General features: G+C 71.1%; 16 protein-coding genes, 1 tRNA gene and 4 pseudogenes. 7 read left to right on the plus strand and 14 right to left on the minus strand.

The genetic code is table 11. From position 1 onward, the window contains the following. Positions 1-106: 106 nt before the first annotated feature. A pseudogene (locus ACZ4YL_RS36455) lies at positions 107-229 on the plus strand (IS5/IS1182 family transposase); the annotation flags it as partial. Between the two features lie 56 nt (positions 230-285). Next, positions 286-993 (plus strand): hypothetical protein, encoded by a 708-nt coding sequence (locus ACZ4YL_RS36460; RefSeq protein ID WP_468122344.1) that lies wholly within the window; start codon positions 286-288, stop codon positions 991-993. Between the two features lie 64 nt (positions 994-1,057). On the opposite strand, the gene ACZ4YL_RS36465 is transcribed toward ACZ4YL_RS36460, so the two are convergent. The 7 genes from ACZ4YL_RS36465 to ACZ4YL_RS36495 all read right to left on the minus strand — a co-directional run bounded on the left by ACZ4YL_RS36465 (position 1,058) and on the right by ACZ4YL_RS36495 (position 8,745). Beyond that, positions 1,058-1,642 carry a hypothetical protein gene (locus ACZ4YL_RS36465; RefSeq protein WP_468122345.1) on the minus strand — a complete coding sequence of 195 codons (585 nt, stop codon included), beginning with the start codon at positions 1,640-1,642 and terminating at the stop codon, positions 1,058-1,060. Between the two features lie 36 nt (positions 1,643-1,678). Further along, positions 1,679-3,487, minus strand: coding sequence for a zinc finger domain-containing protein (locus ACZ4YL_RS36470; RefSeq protein WP_468122347.1), 1,809 nt, complete (start codon positions 3,485-3,487; stop codon positions 1,679-1,681). A gap of 541 nt (positions 3,488-4,028) precedes the next feature. Beyond that, on the minus strand, positions 4,029-4,472 hold the full coding sequence (locus ACZ4YL_RS36475) for a hypothetical protein (RefSeq protein ID WP_468122348.1): 444 nt from the start codon (positions 4,470-4,472) through the stop codon (positions 4,029-4,031). Positions 4,473-4,735: 263 nt separating this feature from the next. After that, complete coding sequence (locus tag ACZ4YL_RS36480) at positions 4,736-5,350, minus strand: hypothetical protein (protein ID WP_468122349.1); 615 nt, start codon at positions 5,348-5,350, stop codon at positions 4,736-4,738. A gap of 402 nt (positions 5,351-5,752) precedes the next feature. Then, a complete protein-coding gene (locus ACZ4YL_RS36485; RefSeq protein WP_468122350.1) occupies positions 5,753-6,226 on the minus strand; it encodes a hypothetical protein in 474 nt (157 codons plus the stop codon). A gap of 102 nt (positions 6,227-6,328) precedes the next feature. Further along, on the minus strand, positions 6,329-8,671 hold the full coding sequence (locus ACZ4YL_RS36490; RefSeq protein WP_468122352.1) for a hypothetical protein: 2,343 nt from the start codon (positions 8,669-8,671) through the stop codon (positions 6,329-6,331). Beyond that, positions 8,671-8,745 (minus strand) — tRNA-Gly (locus tag ACZ4YL_RS36495). The genes ACZ4YL_RS36490 and ACZ4YL_RS36495 overlap by 1 nt, the downstream gene beginning before the upstream one ends. Before the next feature lie 91 nt (positions 8,746-8,836). On the opposite strand from ACZ4YL_RS36495, the pseudogene ACZ4YL_RS36500 reads away from it, so the two are divergent. Together ACZ4YL_RS36500 and tpg are read left to right on the plus strand one after the other, a co-directional pair. Next, positions 8,837-9,184, plus strand: a pseudogene (locus ACZ4YL_RS36500) (telomere-associated protein Tap); the annotation flags it as partial. 5 nt (positions 9,185-9,189) lie between these two features. Next, positions 9,190-9,501: pseudogene (tpg, locus tag ACZ4YL_RS36505) on the plus strand (telomere-protecting terminal protein Tpg); the annotation flags it as partial. Between the two features lie 4 nt (positions 9,502-9,505). Here the strand turns inward: tpg and ACZ4YL_RS36510 are convergent. Both ACZ4YL_RS36510 and ACZ4YL_RS36515 read right to left on the minus strand, forming a co-directional pair. Beyond that, positions 9,506-10,258, minus strand: coding sequence for an ATP-grasp domain-containing protein (locus tag ACZ4YL_RS36510; protein WP_468122510.1), 753 nt, complete (start codon positions 10,256-10,258; stop codon positions 9,506-9,508). A gap of 194 nt (positions 10,259-10,452) precedes the next feature. Continuing rightward, positions 10,453-10,707 carry a hypothetical protein gene (locus ACZ4YL_RS36515; RefSeq protein ID WP_468122354.1) on the minus strand — a complete coding sequence of 85 codons (255 nt, stop codon included), beginning with the start codon at positions 10,705-10,707 and terminating at the stop codon, positions 10,453-10,455. Between the two features lie 221 nt (positions 10,708-10,928). On the opposite strand from ACZ4YL_RS36515, the pseudogene ACZ4YL_RS36520 reads away from it, so the two are divergent. Then, positions 10,929-11,072, plus strand: a pseudogene (locus tag ACZ4YL_RS36520) (IS5/IS1182 family transposase); the annotation flags it as partial. A gap of 71 nt (positions 11,073-11,143) precedes the next feature. Here ACZ4YL_RS36520 and ACZ4YL_RS36525 read toward each other — a convergent pair. Both ACZ4YL_RS36525 and ACZ4YL_RS36530 read right to left on the minus strand, forming a co-directional pair. Beyond that, the gene (locus tag ACZ4YL_RS36525) at positions 11,144-11,347 is read right to left on the minus strand and encodes a hypothetical protein (protein ID WP_468122524.1); all 204 of its coding nucleotides are present in this window, start codon (positions 11,345-11,347) and stop codon (positions 11,144-11,146) included. A gap of 153 nt (positions 11,348-11,500) precedes the next feature. Further along, positions 11,501-11,641 (minus strand): hypothetical protein, encoded by a 141-nt coding sequence (locus tag ACZ4YL_RS36530; RefSeq protein WP_468122355.1) that lies wholly within the window; start codon positions 11,639-11,641, stop codon positions 11,501-11,503. Positions 11,642-11,857: 216 nt separating this feature from the next. Here ACZ4YL_RS36530 and ACZ4YL_RS36535 point away from each other — a divergent pair, with 216 nt between their 5' ends. Next, positions 11,858-12,361, plus strand: a complete 504-nt coding sequence (locus tag ACZ4YL_RS36535) for a F0F1 ATP synthase subunit B family protein (RefSeq protein WP_468122357.1) — start codon at positions 11,858-11,860, stop codon at positions 12,359-12,361. Between the two features lie 162 nt (positions 12,362-12,523). Further along, positions 12,524-13,741, plus strand: a complete 1,218-nt coding sequence (locus tag ACZ4YL_RS36540; protein WP_468122359.1) for an FAD-dependent oxidoreductase — start codon at positions 12,524-12,526, stop codon at positions 13,739-13,741. Positions 13,742-13,766: 25 nt separating this feature from the next. On the opposite strand, the gene ACZ4YL_RS36545 is transcribed toward ACZ4YL_RS36540, so the two are convergent. The 3 genes from ACZ4YL_RS36545 to ACZ4YL_RS36555 form a co-directional block, all read right to left on the minus strand. After that, positions 13,767-14,588, minus strand: coding sequence for a polysaccharide deacetylase family protein (locus ACZ4YL_RS36545; RefSeq protein ID WP_468122360.1), 822 nt, complete (start codon positions 14,586-14,588; stop codon positions 13,767-13,769). Between the two features lie 275 nt (positions 14,589-14,863). Further along, a complete protein-coding gene (locus tag ACZ4YL_RS36550) occupies positions 14,864-15,850 on the minus strand; it encodes an MsnO8 family LLM class oxidoreductase (RefSeq protein WP_468122512.1) in 987 nt (328 codons plus the stop codon). A 183-nt stretch (positions 15,851-16,033) separates the two neighbouring features. Beyond that, positions 16,034-17,248 (minus strand): serine hydrolase domain-containing protein, encoded by a 1,215-nt coding sequence (locus ACZ4YL_RS36555; protein ID WP_468122361.1) that lies wholly within the window; start codon positions 17,246-17,248, stop codon positions 16,034-16,036. Positions 17,249-17,432: the final 184 nt, after the last annotated feature.

Genomic DNA, 17,432 nt, shown 5'->3' on the forward strand with positions numbered 1-17,432 from the left:
ACCACCTTTTCGATCATCTCGACTGGGGGCTCAAGTCATACCGGGGCCGAAGGCCGGGAGCCTCATTGCGAGGCCACGAAGACGGTAACGGGGCCCGGCCAACGAGCCCGGCGACCATGCCCTCGGCCGGTCCCGCGGCGGTCTGACGACCAAGATCCACCTGGCCGTCGACGGCCGCTGCCGCCCACTGTGCTTCGTCCTCACACCCGGGCAGGCCGACGACGCACCCGACTTCGAACACGTCATGGCCAAGGTCCGGGTGCCACGGCCCATCCCGTCGACCGGATGCTGGCTGCCCAGCAGCACGCCGCCGACCAGTTCGGCCTGCGCGCCACCGGCCGCCGGGTGTGGGGGTACCGAGGCCGCACCCTCTCCTCGGCCGCCGGCCCGCACTGGCTTCGCGTGGTCTGCGCCGAGGCCGGCACCGAGGGCGGCAAGCTGTGGAACGGCCCTTCCACCTCCCGCACCCTCCCCGCCTCGGTGCCGCGCCCCGACCTGTTCCGCATCCGGGACTGGACCACCGACGGCTACGCCTACCGGGCCGAGCTGTACGCCGTCGCACCCGACCCGATCGTCTCCCCACGCCCCGTCCTCGACGAGAACCCGGGCCTGCCCGAAACGTGGTGGGAGGAGATGCTGGCGGCCCTGGACGTACTCGCCGACGTCCCGCCGCCGACGGACCGCGAGGCCGTACGGGAGGAGTACCTGCGCCGCGTCATCCCCCGAGTACACCGGCCACCAGGTCGAGGACGTCGCCTGGAGCACCGCCCACGGAGACCTCCACTACGGCAACGTCACCCGCGGCCCCCACATCCTGGACTGGGAAGGATGGGGCCGCGCGCCGTACGGATACGACGCGGCTACCCTGACGGCATCGGCAGCACCGCCTGGCAAGGCACTGACCGCCGGGACCGGTCCGGCGTACAGCGCAGCCGGACCGACGGCTGCCGCATCCACGTCCGTCCCGACGAACGGCCTGAGCGCACCAGATGACGCGCCTCGCTGGTGGGATCCGGCGGGCAGGGCGCACGAGCCAGGGGAAGGCGCCTTCGCCCGCTCAGCGTGGCGGGGTGGTCAGCCAGGACTTGATGACTTCGGCCGGCACCGGCACCGGTACGTACGGGGTGAGGGCCTCGGTGATGGCTGCCGCAAGTTCGTCGACGGTGCGGACCTGGTACCTGGGCGGGGTGATCCAGATGCGGGGCGCGGCATCGGGGTCGTCTTGGTTCGCGAAGAGCTGGGCGTACAGGCAGTCCAGTCCTTCGTCGTAGCCCCAGGTGCTGTAGTGGTCCCAGCCCGGCATCCAGAATGCCTGCGGACCGGCCCGGAACGCGTCCGGGGTCACCGGCTGGGGCCGGGGCGGCTGGGTGTACGTCGGCCCGTAGACGATCTCCCACAGGCCGTCGGAGTGCTCGAGGACGTCCATCCGCACATGCTGCTTGAGCGTGCGCAGCTGGCGGCGGAAGTCGTCCGCGTCGAGGCCGGCCCGCTGGGCGAGCACGGGGATGTCGGCGTCCCACAGGTTCAGGCCGAGGATGTCGCCCTCCCCCTTGCTCTGCTCGGCCACGGCCAGGAACACCCGCCGGGCCGTCTCGTCGGCGATGTTCCTGCTGTGTACGTACGCGATGGCGTGCTGGCTCACGTGGACGTTCCTTTCTGTCAGCGTTCGACGATGCGGTCAGCGGGAAGAGAACCGGCGTCGGAACTGCGCCACACGGGGGTGGTGCGGGTGGCTGTCCGGTGTTGTGCAACGTGAGCCGGGTTGGGCCCCGCAGGTAGGACAGGCGATGCCCGTGACACGCGGGGACGGCGAACTTGTCTGCGATCGCCGCGAACGCCCCTCCGGCCGTTCGGCGCGTTTGTTCTCTGCGGCTCGGGAGTTCCGCTCGCTGATGATGAGCCGAAGTCGCTCGTCATGGGGGATCTGCCACGGGCCCTTGTTTCTCGCGGCATCGTCGTTGAGGCACTTCATGCCCCTGGCGGCGTCGCAGACGGGGCAGGGTTTGCTGAGCCACAGGCCGCGGCTCAGTTGCTCGTGCAGCGGCACGTTCTGCTTTGGCCGGGGTGTACGCGGAGCCGGCACCGGTGTCGCCCGAGCGCTCTGGACCGGCGGCTTGCCGGCGTCCGCCTTAGTCTTCCAGTAGTCGATCTTCCACAGCTGGGCGGCGTCAATCCGATCACCGGCCACGGCCGCCGCGTGTACGAGCTCGTTCACCAGCCTGCGCCTTGTCTGCCGCGACTGGTTGGCCTCATTCTGCTGCAGATCGGCCAGCAGTTTCCGTACCCGCTCCGCGGCTTTCTGAGCCTGAAGGCCCTCCTGCTCGGCCCTCACGGCTGCCGCGTCGGCCTGCCGCTGCTGCGCCAGGGCCGCCAGGAATACGGCCGCCGCGTCCGCAACGGCATTCTCGGCCGCGCTGCGGTCATGACCCGCCACGGCGTTTACACGCACCAGGAACTGGCCTGCCTCCTCCGGGTTCCGTGAGGCAACGGCCCCCTCCAGACGGGCGAACAACTCCCTCCTCACCGCTGTCTGACCTGCAAGCCAACGCTCAGCATCCGTGACCGCAGCCGTCAGCTGACTTCGGATCTCACCCGCAACGTCGGTCATCGCCGATATCTCACGGGCCACCTGGGTAACGAGGACCACGGACTCCACCCTGCGGGCGTCGGCCAGCTTACGAAGCAGCAGCTGCGCACGCGCCTGCCCGCCCGGGACCTTCCGGCCGCTCCTTCCCGCCGCCCATGTAGAGCTGGGGCGGGTACCGCGGGAACGAACGATCCGCTCCACCGCTGGCGTGGACAGCCCGCGCTCGGTCATCTCGCACTCGTCCAGCGCGAACCACTCGACGTCCCGCGCGAACGCCTCGGTGCCGATACGGACCCGACGGCTGGTGCCTTCGCTGTCCAGACGGATCCGGTGGACGTACCAGCGGCTGATCAGCGTGTCCTGATCCACCGGCACCGATGCCCCCAGCACCGGCTCACTGCCGTCCTCATCCCACACGGGTGCCACCGTCCCATCCAGGTGCACACGCAGCCCCCTGGACTTGAACCGGATGTCCAGAACCGAACCGATCGGCCGGGCGAAATCGAAGTCGGCCTGCACGCCACGGCCGCGCAGCCAAGCAGCGGCCGCGGACTTCACATACAGGTGGTCGGCGCTGGCCACGCCCCGGGCGCTGCGCCCGCAGTGCGGCATTCCGTCCGGACCGGGGCGGTGAGCGAAGTGGCAGACCCTGTCGGTGTAGAGCTTCGTCGTCAGCTGGACGCCGCAGCCGCCGAGCAGCAGCCCGCACCAGAACGTGTCGTTCTCGTGCCGCTGACGGAACGCGTCCAGCTCGATCGCCTCCAGCGGCAGCATCAGCGGCTCCTCCGAATCCGCACCGCCCAGCACCGCCGTCTGAATCTGCCGCCTGTCACCCCGCACGAACCCCCACCTTTCGTCCCAACTCATCGTGCCACCAGCAACGTTGGTGCCGCAGGCCATCGCATGATCAAGCCGTCGTCCGGAGCGGTGCAGTCCGAGGCACCAGGACTGCCGCTCCGGAGCGCTGGGCACGCTCGGCGGCCCCGGCGGAGGGCGGCGGCCTCGATGGTCGCGGCCTGGAGTCGCCGCTGCACGCGGGCGTCCTCGATCGGCGACGGCAAGTACGGCAAGTACGGCAAGTGTGAATGCCACGGCAGCCGACGGGGTCCTGCGGGCTGCTGCCGTAAGCACAGTGCGGCCAGGCAGGCGGAGTCGGGAGGGGTGCGGGATTCGGCTGCGGCATACCCCGGAGGACGACCAGGTACAGCTGGACGGTTGCCAGCCGGGTGAGCGTCGCGGGAGCTGGACTTGGAGCGGGTCGGCGGCGCCCCGACCCAGGAGACCGTTCGCGGTGCGCTCGCCGCGGACCTGGTCGTCGGCCCGGACGCCGACGAGATCACCCTCTGCCCCAGCTGGGGCCGGATCACCCGCCGGGCGCACAGGCTGCTGGAGCCGGACGCCGCGGTAATCGTGGACATGATTATGCGGGCAGATGCCTGTCTCACCAGCAGGTCCGTTCACCGAGAGCTCTCGGCAGAGGTTCACTCTGTCGAGCACCGCCGGGCGTCGTCCTCCCCACCCTGCGGCCCAGTTCGTCATACCCGTATGTCAGCGTCCGGCCGTTGACCATCTCGGACCGCAGGCGACCGTAGCGGTCCCGAATGCGTTCCAGTCCGGCGTCCGGGCCGGCAGCCACCACGAGTTCGTCGAAGATGTCGTACTCGAAGGTCGTGACGCCTTTGCCTTCGACTTGTTTTCGGATCACCTGACCGAGGGAGTTGTAGGCGAAGTCGATCTGCTCACCCAGGCCGTTCACCCGGGACGCCAGACGGCCCGACCGATCGTAGTCGTAGCTCAGCAAGCGGCCGTCGAAGTCCGTCTCCGCGATCAGCCGGCCTGCCGGGTCGTAGGCATAGTCCCAGGTCATGCCCTGCGGGTTGGTCACCCGCGTCAGCCACAGGTTGGGTCGCGAACCGGGGCAGGGTCGCGGGGAGCTCCGCGCGGGCTGCGTCCTGGGCGGCGACAGCCGTGGTCTCGTCGCCGAGCCGGGCGGCGAGCAGGGCAGGGCATGGCATGGACGTCGGTGAGCCGGTGCCCGGTGGAGCGCTACCGCAAGGGCACCCGGAAGACCCCCGGCCATGGCTGTGACGGGACGCGGCTTCCGGATCGCCCGGCAGCCTGTGGCCGGACGCCCGCCGCCGGACCGTCTCAGGCGAGGACGTTCACGGCCCTGGCGACGACGAGTCCGAGGATCATGAGGGAGAGGATGGACTGGAGGGTCATGACGCTCTTGGCCCAGGGGGCGAGCGGCATGACGTCGGTGGGGCTCAGCGCGGTGGAATTGGTGAACCCGAGGTAGAGGTAGTCGACGTAGTGGGGGCGCCAGTGCGAGGCGTTCAGTTCGGGGCTGAGATGTTGGGGAAAGGCGAGCGCCGGAGTGGGGGGCATGTGGTGGGCCCGGGCGGCCGGCCCGCCGCTGTCGAGTTCGAAGTAGAGCAGGGAGAAGGCGAGAACGGTGGAGGACCAGACGCTGCCGCCGGCCAGCAGGAGGGCGTTGGCGGAGTTGGTCTCGTGCCCGCCGTGGATGAGATCGTCGATTAGTTGGACGGTCGACCAGACGGCGCTGCCCACGAGCACGACGACCAGGGCGATCGCCACCGAGCGCAGGACGGTGGAGCGGCGGCTGATCCGCCCGGGGTCTCCCGAGATCAGCGCCACCAGCAGGAGGCCTTCGGCAAGGGGAAGCGCCCATCGGGGTCCGAGACGCAGGTCGTCGGGCAGAAGCAGGGTGAGCACCGCCGAAGCGATGACCGCTGCGGCCATCGGCCAGCGGCTCTCCGTGCGGACAGCAGATCTCGGCTCCGGCTCACGCGGGCTCCTACGGTCCGTGTCGGACGGGTTCGGTCCGGTCACGGCCGATTACCTCCCGGGCCCCGTGGCAGCTCAGATCGCATGTGCCGCCGAGCTCATACGGCGTGGGCGTTGCGGATGCTGCCGGTCGTCCTTGGTGTCGGATTCATGTGCCGCTCCTCGCAGGTGAAGGCGAACGGGGCGGCTGCCCCGACGGCCTCGACGATCGCGCCCGGGACGCTCGCTCGGGATGACGCGGCGCCGGACCTCGGATCCACCGTAGACCGGGGTGATCAAGGTCCGCGGGCCGACACGCTCCGCATTCACACGCCTGCCGAGCCGCAGGCCGGCAGAGCACGGCGACGAGCCGCATGATCAGTCGGCGGCTTCGCCTGCTGCAACAGACCAGAGACCTCCGCGTTCTCTTCTACGACCTTCACCCCATCCCACGCCCCACTCCTGGCAACAAGGCGGACGCTGGGGTGCGTGCTGTTGGCTGTCCTGCGCGGTCAGGAGCAGGACCAGGGCCTTGGCGCGGGTGGTCCCGAGCGCGGTGGCAACCGCTTCGGCCGGCATACCGTCGTCGCACAGGCTACAAGCGGCCTGACGGCCCACCCGGGCGGCGATCCGCTCCAGCACACCCGCGGCGCGCAGCGCGGCCAACGGCGCGTCCGCGGCCGTGGTGGTCAGCTGCTCGGCCATCTCGACCAGGAGCGCGGCCAGCCGTTCGGGCAGCGGCACGGCGGCATCGCGGATGACGGACAGGTGCGCGGTCCAGTCCGCGAGCGCTCCGGTGAGGTCGACGTCCGCTTCGTAGAGGGGCCGGTCGCCGACCGTCGCCCAGTCCACGGGGTACTGAGCCGCGCTGCGCCATCCGCACGCGCACACCGCGAAGACCTCGGCGCGCGGGCAACGAGCCCGGCCGCATGAGCACCGGACAAAATGGGAGCTCTACTTCAGCACCTCGTCGGCGCGCATCCAGTGCCCGTCGGTGCTCCACCCGAGCAGTCGGCGGGCGCGGCCGCGCTCGCCCGTGCCGTCCGCTCCGAAGGAGGCGCCCCCCGCCACCAGGCGCAGCCCGGCGAGGGCCGGGGCCAGCCGGGCCTGGACGAGCGGTGGCCGGCGCGCGATGTCCGCATCGATCCACGCCAGTACGGCCGCCCGCTCCGCCTCCTCGCACAGGGAGAGGTGGAACAGCATCTGTCGCCATGCGTAGGCGGTGTCCTTGATGGTGGACAGCATCGGGTTGCCCGCCATCCGGTTCACCAGGCGGCACACCGTGTCGAAGCAGTCCCGGGCCAGTGCCGCCCAGCCCGCCGGCGGGGCGATCCTTACCCGGGCGGCCAGGGTGGCCAGGTTGTGGGTCGTGAGGATCTGGGCCTGCTCGATCACCTTGCCGTTCACGGCCGGCCGCCAGCTCAGCCCGTTGGTCCCGGCACGCTCGGCGCACAGCTCCGCGAACGCCTCGGCGCTGCGGGCCGGCCGGCCGCGGTGCGCGGTGTCGGCGGCCTGCGCGACCGCCATCCGGCGCAGCCGCGCGTAGTCGATGTCGTAGTACCGCTCGTACAGGCTCCCTTCAAGGAGGTCGGCGGCGATCCGTGCGGCCACGAGGAACTTCGGGCTGAAGGTCCCCATGAAGATGTCGGCGGCGAGCTCCTCCACGAACGGCGTGCCCAGCTCGGCCTGTCGGCCCAGCTGTGACAGCTCCCGGACCAGCGGATTGGGCAGCACGGTCGCAGGAAAGGCGGACACGGCCAGCTCGCCGAGCCGGCGCAGTGCCTCCTCGGCCTGCTCGTGGGCGCCCGCGTCGGCGTTCCGGTGCGCTGAGACCGCCCGCAGCCACGGGAGTTCCTCGATCCGGACCTGGTGCTGGAGGTTCAGCAGCAGCAGGGAGCGTCGACTCCGGAAGGCACGATAGGTGCCCGCCATCAGGTTCCGCAGCGGCTTGTCGGCGTACTGGTCGGCGGTGACGGCGGCGACGAGCTGCGGCACGAGCTCCGCGAGTACCTCGGCGGACGGCACCACTCCGCGCGCCACCAGCTCCTCCAGCGGGGCGCTGAGCGCGGCGCGGATGGAGTTCCCGATCGCCGGTGGCACGGCCGCGCCCACCGGCAAGCCGGTCTCCAGGGCCTCCCTCTCGCTCACCGGGGCCAGCGGCGTGTCCACGTCGGCCGTTCCAGTGGCCTGGTCGAGCCTGGAGATGCGGCGCAGCACCAGCACGGCCAGCGCGTGGTGCGAGGGCAAGGCCGCCTGATCGGCCTGGATCCGGCGCAACCGGGTGTGCCCGGGAGAGCCGGGCCCGCCGCGCTTGGCGACCATCGAGGTGACGGCCACCCGCAGCAGTCCGGCGAGCCGGGGCGCCAGGATGCGGCCCGCGAGCTCCTCTTCCAGGGCCCGGCGCAGGATGGCGGCGTTCGACTTCGGGTCCAGGTGCTTGGTGCAGCGGGTGTGCGCGGCGGCGAGGGACCCGTAGCGTGCCAGCAGGGCGGCGCCATCCGCCTGCCAGCGCGGGCCGGGCGTACCCGAACCGGCCTCCAGCCGGTGGGCGAGCAGGTCGTCCTCGAAGGGCGCCCAGACGGTGAGGGCCTCCCGCTGGGTCTCCACGGCCGCGTTGGGCCGACGGCGGGCGAGCGCGGCGCCGGCCTCGCCGACGGTCCGCCGGTGCACGGCGCCCGCCCCGGGCTGCGGCCGAGCGGTGGGGCGCGGCAGGAAGCGCAACCGGTCGGCGAACGGCCGCAGTACGGTGACGAGTTCGGCGGCGGCGTCGAAGTCCCCGGCGCGCACCAGCCAGGCAACGGTGGCCAGCGCGGCCTCCTCCGGCACGCGGACCTCGTAGTGCCCGCTGTCCAGCAGGGACCACAGGCGGACCAGGCCGTCCTCGGTGAGGAAGTGGTCGAAGAGCTCCGACCGGGTCGCCGGTACGCCGGCCAGCCGGGCGGCCTCTTCTTCGTACGGCAGCAGCGGTCCGCCGGCCGTCGCGGAGCCGGTGGCGAAGCCGCCGGTGACCACCTCCGGGGTCACCCAGGCGGGCAGGGCCGCCACCGGGGTGCGCGATCCGATGGTGAGGGAACCCGAGCTGATGCCGGACAGGACCTGGCGCCACTGCTGGGCCCGGGAGCGGGCTCGCTCGCGCGTGGCGGTGTCCTCGTGGAGGACGGAGGTCCGCAGGGCCTGGGCCAGCCGGCCCGCGGCGTAGGAGGGGGACACGGACACCGGTACGGCCTCAGGCACGGGTTCGGCCGTGGCCTTCGAAGCGGACCGGTTCGGGAGCTGCTGGTCAGCGTCTGTGTTCATGGCCGACGTGGCAGGTTCTGCCCCTGCGCCCTCCGGGTAGGAAGCCCGGCGCTCTGCTACTGAGCTACACGTCGTGGTCGTGGTGTGAACCTATGCGTTGGATCGGCGCCTGTACAAAGGTTTTGCGGTGTGGCCCGCCGTGGGCTGGCGCCGCTGACCCGGCCGGAGCGGCCGATCTGGCGGCCCGACATCCGCGCCGCGGTCATTGCCAAGGCCCGGGTCAATATGCACCGCAAGATGGCCAACACCTCCAAGGCCACCGGCCAGTACCCGCTCGGCGTCCTCTCCGACTGCGTCGTCTACGCCAGCCCCGGGCCCTCCCCGCTCGACTTCCTGCCCTACACCACCTCCGGCAAGCCGCTCCCCGGCTCCTTCCGCCTCGGGACGACGCCGGGCCTCGCGAAGGTCGAAGGGGTCCAGGAAATGGCGTGGGCCGTCGACCTCATGGAGAAGGGCCTGATCCCGGCCCGCCACATCAAGGGCGGCGACGCCGTCACGGACGAAGGAGAATAGAAGCCGTGGGGGACATCGACGACGCTCTGGAGCGCGCGGGCCGCGAGACGTTCACACGGGAGCCACCCGAGACCCTGAAAGGGCGCATCAACTTCCTGATGGGCAAGCTGAAGACCACCAACGCCGTGGCCGCCGAGCTCGGCGTCAGCCAGCGCTCCATCGAGCGCTACCGCACCGGGGAACGCAAAACCCCGCCCAAGGCGATCACCGACCGCATCGACGCCGCCGTGTGCGCACGCTGGCAGCCCCAGGTCCGCGACCGCCGCCGCAAGGAAGCCGCCACCGAGCACAAGGCCCACTGCTCAACTCATTCTGAAACGATCAGTAAGCCGCCGCAGACAGCAGAAAATCGGCGAAGAGCTCGGTCAGTGGCTGGCCGGTTAGTGGTTCCAGGAACAGGAACTGGCCCTGTGGGTTCACTTCAAGCCATACCGGCTCGCCCTCCGGTGTGAGTTTCAGATCCACCACACCCATGCGAAGCCCCAGGCGGCGCAACACTTCTTCGACCTGCCTGCTCACGTACTCGGGAACGGGCCAAGCCGAAATGGGTACATTGAGGTCGGGGCGCCAGTCAAGCGCTTCTGTCGCGATGAGCGCCCCGTACATGTGGTCACCGAAACAGTTGAGCCTGACGTGTCGATTGCCCTCGATGTACTCCTGGTAGGTGGCGGGGCAGACCTCGAACGACCCTTCAGGGATCGACTCCGGTCCATCAACCCAGCTTGTGTAGAGCGAAGGTCCACGGGCGCCGACCACGGGTTTGACAATGGCTCGTCCGACTTCCTGGGTAAAGGCGATGACATCCTCACGTGACTGCGAGACCAGGGTCTGCGGCACCCGGAACCCTGCCTCCCTTGCTACCTCCAGTTGATACACCTTGTCCGAGGACCGGTCGGTTGCTTCAGGGGATGAAATCCAATCCCCGTGGAAGGCGGCGGCGAGGACGCCGGCGAGCGCGCCACGGCAGTCGTTGTTGATCAGACTGCGCTGGTGGGCACTGCTCACCCTCTCGCTGATCTCCTGATCGGCCCTGGCTCGCCGCCACCACAGACGGCTCGCCTCCTCCGGATCCACGGTCGCCCCCTCGGACGTCACCAGGGTCGCCCTTCCCGGGGCATGGCTCTTCCCGGCTCCGTGCGAATGCCACGAGAGAGCCGCTCGTCCACCGATGGTGTCGCACTCCACGATGTGAAAGTCATGACCTCGGCTGCGCACCGCATGCTGTACCGCGACCGCATGCAAGTCCTCACGGTAGGAGACGGCCAGAATCATGCCAAGTCACACATATCGCTGCGAGATGTGAGGTTGACTTCGCAGCCAGATTCGCAGACGTGGCCTGCGAGACTGTCGGCAACTATCTCAAGGCCCGTGGTCAGGCGCACTGCCTCTTCCCACGCCCGGAGTTCCTCGGGGCTCTTCAGCCGAACGTAACCGGTCGGCTGGGTCTTGAAGACCACAGGGGGTGGAATGTTGACGAATTCCGTGCTCTCATCGATTCGATCGCCCAGCCTGAATTCAGACATCGCCCGACCTCCTCGGCTTGCGGTATGTGGATACAGGTTTCCCCTGATTCCACTGAACCACCGATACCCCGTTGGTGCAGCCGGGCCGCGGCGATGGCGACGTGATGAGGGAGCCGCTGTCGTGGCTCCCCACGCCTTCCGGCTCTCAACGTCACGCCGATCCGGGCTTCACGCCGAGGGCCCGCACACGCCTCGTGCCGAGCGGTGAGAGCCGGACTCAGCGACTCGGCCGCGACCGCTGGACCATCGAACGCACCATGACCTGGCTCGCCGGCTGCCGCCTCCACCGCCGCTACGAGCGCAAAGCCGAGCATTTCCTCGCCCTCACCAGCATCGCCTGCACCCTCATCTGCTACCGCAGACTCGCCAAATGCGATGACCTCTCAGGGGCCCCACCAGAGCCCGGCCGCTCCCCTTCCGTACGCCGGGTGGGCGTTCACCAGGTGGTCTTGGCTATCGCCTCGATTGCAGGGTTGCGGATCGTGACACTGCCGTGGTCCTGGAAATGTTCGGCACGCCAGGCGGTGAATGCCGTGGCCAGCCGCTCTGCTTTCTCCTTGTCCGGGGAGTCCGGGCCACGAAGCTCACGGTCCAGCCCGGTGACGATCTGTACGTCCAATGTGGAGTCGGAGCCCTGCACGACCACATCGAAGAAGATTGTCGTGAGATCTTTGGTGGCCTCGTTCCCCAGCAGGAATGTGTGAAATTCCTTCGTGCTTTGATTGGGTTCCTTTCCCTGCAGGGCGCGGGGCGTCTCCAGGTAGGACGCCGAAGGCGTGCCGCCCGGTTCGCCTCAGGCGGCGTCGCAGCCGAGCAGAGCCGTGAAGAAGAGGACGACGACGGCCGGCGTCGCCCCCTTCCGGCGTCGGCGGCCGAGACGAGCCGGCTGTCCGCCTCCGGCCGAGGGAGTGGCGTACGGGGCGGCGGTGTTCATGGGGTTTCCTTTCGTCGACGGCTGCTATCAGGGGACCGCAGGCGCCCTCAGGGGGTTCCGAGCGAGTTCCGTCTGACGCTCGGCGCGCTCCCGCACGACCTGCCACACGCCTCAGTACCTGACGTCAACTCACACCGGCTATGCGACAGGCGATTTCGGGCCACGGGGTCACCATATTTCGAAGCGGGACCCAGAATGCGCCGCTACGATTCGATCATGGGACCCCTGAAACCGAATCTCATCGAGCTCATAGTCGGCCTCATCACCTTCTTCGCCGTCTTCGCCGTTCTAGCCAAGGTCCTCCTTCCGAGGATCGACAAGACCCTCGCCGAGCGGGAAGAGGCCACTGGAGGCACGTTCGAGCGGGCCGAGGCAGTCCAGGTGGAGGCGCAGCGCGTGCGGGCCGAGTACCAGGCGGAGTTGAGCGCCGCTCGTCACGAGGCCGCTCAGATCCGCCAGGCCGCACACGAAGAGGGCCTCGCCCTCGTCGCCGCCGTTCGCTCGGAGGGGCAAAAGGCGCGCGAGGACATGATCGCCGCGGCCACCGTGCAACTGGAGGCCGATCGCGTGATCGCCGAGGCAGAGCTCCGCGAGCACGTCCTCGGGCTGGCGACCGAGCTGGCCGGGCGAATCCTCGGTGAGCCGCTCACCGACATGGACCGTGCCCGCGCCGTCGCCGACGCGTTCTTCGCCGACGCGGAGGCCAATACCACGAGCTGACCTCACGGCGGCTGCCGTGCGGCGGCTGAGGTGGACGCGGGTGGACCCGGGTGGGTGCGGGTGGGTGCGGGTGGGTGCGCGGACGTCCGGGACGGGCGCGTACTCCGTCATACGACCGCTCTAGAGTGGGGTGTCACCGGGCCCCGAACGGAGAGGTCGGCCATGACGAACCGTCATGCGGTGGTGGTCGGAGCCGGAATCGGCGGTCTCACGACCGCCGTCGCCCTGCACCGCCGGGGCTGGCGCGTCACCGTCTGCGAGCGCGCCCCCGAACCCCCCGTCACCGGCGCCGGAATCGGCCTCGCCCCCAACGCCCTGCGCGCGCTCGATGCCGTCGGCGTCGATGTCTCCCGCGCGATCGGCGGCGCCGTACCCGCGACGATGGGCGTGCGCCGTCCCGACGGCCGGTGGCTCACCCGGGCGGGCACCGCGGACATGGCGGCCCGCTACGGCATGGCGCCCCTCGCCGTCCCGCGCCCGGCTCTGACCGCCACCCTCGCCGCCGCTCTGCCGCCATCGGCCCTGCGTTACGGCACCGAGGTGACCGGCGTCGACGATGCCGAGGGCCGCCGTCCGGCCGTCCGCACGGCGGCGGGCCCGGACCTTCCCGCCGATCTGGTCGTCGCTGCCGACGGGATCCACAGTCCGCTGCGCCGCGCGCACTTCCCCGCGCACCCCGGACTGCACTACCTCGGTGAGACGGCCTGGCGGACCATCGTGGACGCCCCGGACCTGCGGATACCGGCCATGAGCGAGACGTGGGGGCGGGGGCAGCGGTTCGGGGTGACCCCGCTCGTGGACGGCCGGTACTACCTCTACGCCACCGCGGTCGTCCCGCCGGACACCCGCTTCGCCGACCCGCGCACCGAACTGCGGCAGCGCTTCGGCGCGTGGCACGACCCCGTTCCGGCCCTGCTGGACCGCGTCGGGCGCCTCGACGCCGCCGATGTCCTGCGGAACGACCTCTACGATCTGGCCGCCCCGCTCCCGTACCTGCACCACGGCCGGATCGCCTGGCTGGGCGACGCGGCCCACGCCATGGCCCCCAACCTCGGCCAGGGCGGCTGCCAGGCCATCGAGGACGCCGTGGTCCTCGCCCATCTGCTGCCCGCCGGAGAGCGCGGCGACAGCGGGGACAGCAACGACGGCGGGGACAGCGGCGACGCCGCCGTTCCGGCCGCCCTCGCCGCGTACACCGCCGCCCGCCGCGACCGCACCGACGCCGTGCGTCTCCGGGCCCGCCGCGCCGGACGTCTGGGCGTCGTGCGCAATCCGGTCGTGGCAGCCGTCCGTGATATCGCGGTCCGTGTCACCCCGGCCCGTCTGACCCTGCGCGGCATGGACGACCTCTTCAGCGGTTTCCGCCTCCCCGCCGCATAGCGGAGAGGCCGGCCGGGACCGGGTGCTACGGAGTGGTGCGGGCCGGGAAGGAGAAGCCGTAGCCCTGCTTCTTGAGCCAGGGCAGGTACTCCTTCAGTGCGGCGACGGTCTCGCTGCGGTCGCCGCCCCCGTCGTGGAAGAGGACCGTGGGCTGCTGGGGGAGCTTGCCCTCCACGGTGGAGAGGATGGCTTCCAGGCCCGGCCTGCTCCAGTCCCTGGGATCGACGCTCCAGCCCAGCGGGCGCATGCCGCTCGCGGCGGCGATGGCGCGGCTGTCAGGGGTGAAGGCTCCGCCCGGCGCGCGGTAGTACGTGACGGGGACCCCGGGAACGGCCTTCTCGATCATGGCCTTGCCGTCGAGGATCTGCTGCCGCTGGTAGGCGACGGGCTTGTGGTCCATCGTGACGTCGTGGTCGACGGAGTGGTCGCACAGCTGGTGCCCGTCGGCGGCGACCGCACGCGCCAGCTCCGGGTACTTCTGCGCCTTGGTTCCGATCATGCAGAAAGTGGCCTTGACGTGGTTCTTCCGCAGCGTCTCCAGGACCTGGGGCGTCCAGCGGGGGTCCGGGCCGTCGTCGATGGTGATCGCGACCTGGCGGCCCGCGCCCTGCGCCAGCCGGGAGATCCCCAGCGGGACCCCGGAGGCGCTCCGGGCGGCACCCTGGGCGGCGCCTGCGGTTCCGGCCGGTGCGGAGTGGCCGCCGGGGGGCGCGTCCGGGGCGCGGCCCGCCGAGCCGTCCGTGGCGGCGTACGCGGGAGTGCCGGCTGCCGCCAGGAGGCCGAGGAGGGCGGCCGCAGCGACGTACCCCGCCCGTCGACGACGTGCGGAAGTGGTGGTGATGCGCATGGACGTGCTCTTCCTTTGCCCTCAGCCCCCGGATCTCGCTGGTCGGTCCAGGCTAGGTCATCCGTTCGGACCCCTCCCTCGACCAAATGGCCCGTTTTGTGTGGTTCAGTGCACACGGGTCCCCCGGCGAGAGGCCGACGACCTCCTAGCGCCAACGGTTGTGGCCGCTTCCGCGGTGCCGCGCCGCCTGTGAGCAGTGTCACGGCCCGCCGACGCCGCGAGGCCGCGACGCCGCGCGGCGGCCCGCAGCGTCGGCCCCCGGCCGGCCGGTCTGCCTACGGTGCCGTCGCGGCTCCGCAGTGCTTCCTGATGAGCGCGTACGAGGCGATGCGGTCGCCGAGGTCGTAGACGGGGGTGGCCAGCATCAGCTCGTCCGCCCCGGTCTCGGCGGCCAGGTGCGCGAGCCGCTGCACGACTGTCCCGGGCGATCCGACGGCCTGCTGAGCGCGGAAGCCCGCCAGCGCCTGCCGCTCCTGCTCCGTGAAGGGGTGGCCGGCCGCCTGCGCCTGGGTCGGGAACGGCGTCTGGCTCTCCCCCTTCAGGAGGCCGGCCTTGACGACGTTCATCGGCCCCGCAAGCCGGACGGCTTCCTCCTCCGTCTCCGCGCACACGGCCTCCACGCACAGCAGCACCCGGGGCCGCTCGCACCAGCGGGACGGGGAGAACGCCGACCGGTAACGCTCCAGAGCCGCAAGGGTGTTGTCCGGCCGGATGTGGTGAGCGACCGCGACCGGCAGGCCGAGTTCCGCGGCGAGCGCGGCCCCTGCGGGGCTGGAGGCCAGCAGCCACGGCTCCGGCAGCGGACCCAGTGCCACCTCGTTCACCAGGAACGACAGGATCGCGGCCACGTCGTCCCGGTACTCGGCATCCGTCGCCGGGCCTGCGCCGCGGCGCAGCGCCCGCGCGGTGGCTTCGTCGAACGTGCCGGGACCACGGCCGATGCCCAGGTCGATGCGGTCCTCGTGCAGGGCGGCCAGCGTGCCGAACTGCTCCGCCAGTGTGATGGGGGCGTGGTTGGGGGCCAGCACGCCGCCCGAACCGAGCCGGATGGCCGAGGTCGACGCGGCCGCGTGCGCCGTCAGTACGACGGGTGGGAACGCGCCGATCGCGGGAGAGTGGTGATGCTCCGCGTACCAGATGCGGTGGTAGCCGAGATTCTCCAGTCCTTGGGCGAAGGCCGTGGTGTCCCGCAGGGTGTCCGCGGCTCGGGTGCCCGTTTGCACCATCGCGACTTCCAGCGCTGAAAGAGGTATGTCGAGCAGCATGGCGTCAGCATAGGGATCGCGGGCGGCGGCGCGGACGAGCGTGATCGTTTTCGCGCCACGCCGCCACGCGGCCCCGCGGCCCCGCCGCCCCGCCGCCACGCGGCCCCGCGGCCCCGCCGCCCCGCCGCCCCGCCGCCCCGCTGCAACCGGCGTCGCGGCAACCGGAGTCGTCGCTGCGGCTCAGTGCCCCTTGAGGAGGGCGCAGACGAAGTTCTCCTGAACGGTGCGCAGTCGGGCCAGCAGCGCGGGCTTGTTGCCCTTGCTGGTCTGGGTGTTGATCGAGAAGGTCAGCGACCGGGTGCCGTCGGGTGTGGTGGCGGCGAGCTGGGTGTATCCGGGGAAGTTCCCGGTGTGGCCGTAAAGCACTCCGCAGCGGGTGGTGTACTGGAAGATCGCCAGTCCGGCGGCGTTGGTGCCGGGGCCGGCCGGCTCCGAGGAGTCGCCGGGACGGAAGGTCAGCTGCTCCTTGCGGGTCTGCGGCGACAGCAGGGCGGGACCGCCGTAGGCGCGGATGAAGGTGCCCAGTTCCCTGGGGGTGGAGACGATGCCTCCGGAGGCCCAGACACCGGAGGCGCCCACAGCCTCGCTGATGTCCTCCGGTTCGGCCGGCGGCTCGACGTCGTAGCCGTGCAGGTACGGCTGCGGGAGCCGGTAGCCCAGGGGCAGGCTGGTGCGGCGCAGCCCCAGCGGGCGGTACACGAGCTCCTTGAGGAGGTCCTCGTAGCGGCGGTCGGTGACGGCCTCGGCCATGAGCGCGACGGCGATGTTGTCCGAGTTGGAGTACTCGTACAGGGAGCCGGGGGCGAAGCGCAGCGGCTCGTCGGCCACGAAGTCGAGGAGGGTGCGCGGGTCGAACACGTGGCGCGGGTCGGCGGTGAGGATCTCCAGGAACCCGGGGTCGGCCGAGTAGTCCGGCAGGCCGCTCGTGTGCTGGAGGAGCTGGCGCAGCGTCACCGCGTGCCAGGCCTCGGGCTGGCCGGGCAGGCGCTCGCCGATGGTGTCGTCGAGGGAGAGCAGGCCCTGGTCGACGAGCCGGAGGGCCACGGCTCCGCTGAACGCCTTGGCGATGCTGGCGATGCGCATGTGGTCGTCGGGGTGCGGTGGGCGGCCGGTGGCGATGTCGCCTACGCCGGCCGTGTACACCTCCGTACGGTCGCCCCGGGTGAGCATGGCGATGACCCCGGGAGGGCCGTCCTCCTGGGCGACCAGCCCGTCGAGCTGCAGTTGGAGGCGCTTGTCGTGCTGCGGGCGGCCGTCGCCCGGGCCCGGGTCACCGGCCGCCTGCGCGGGCTGCAGCAGCCCTCCGAGCGCGGCGGCGGTCAGGACGGTGGCGGACAGCCCGGTGCGGAGGCGGCTTCGGCGGGCTCGGGCGCGGGCGCGGGCACTGGTCGGCATGTACGTGGCTCCTGGTGTGCTCGGGAACGGCCGGGACGACCGGGACGGGCGACGCCCGGCCCGGCCCAGCAGTAGCAGCCCGAGCGACCCGCCGGGTCCGCGGCGCGCGCCGCGACCCCCCGGTTGGCCGCGCAAGTCGCCGTCGGATTCAGGTCGCCGCAGAGCCGGGCGGGCATCTGCCGTC

The organism is Streptomyces sp. NPDC030021, assembly GCF_055574035.1.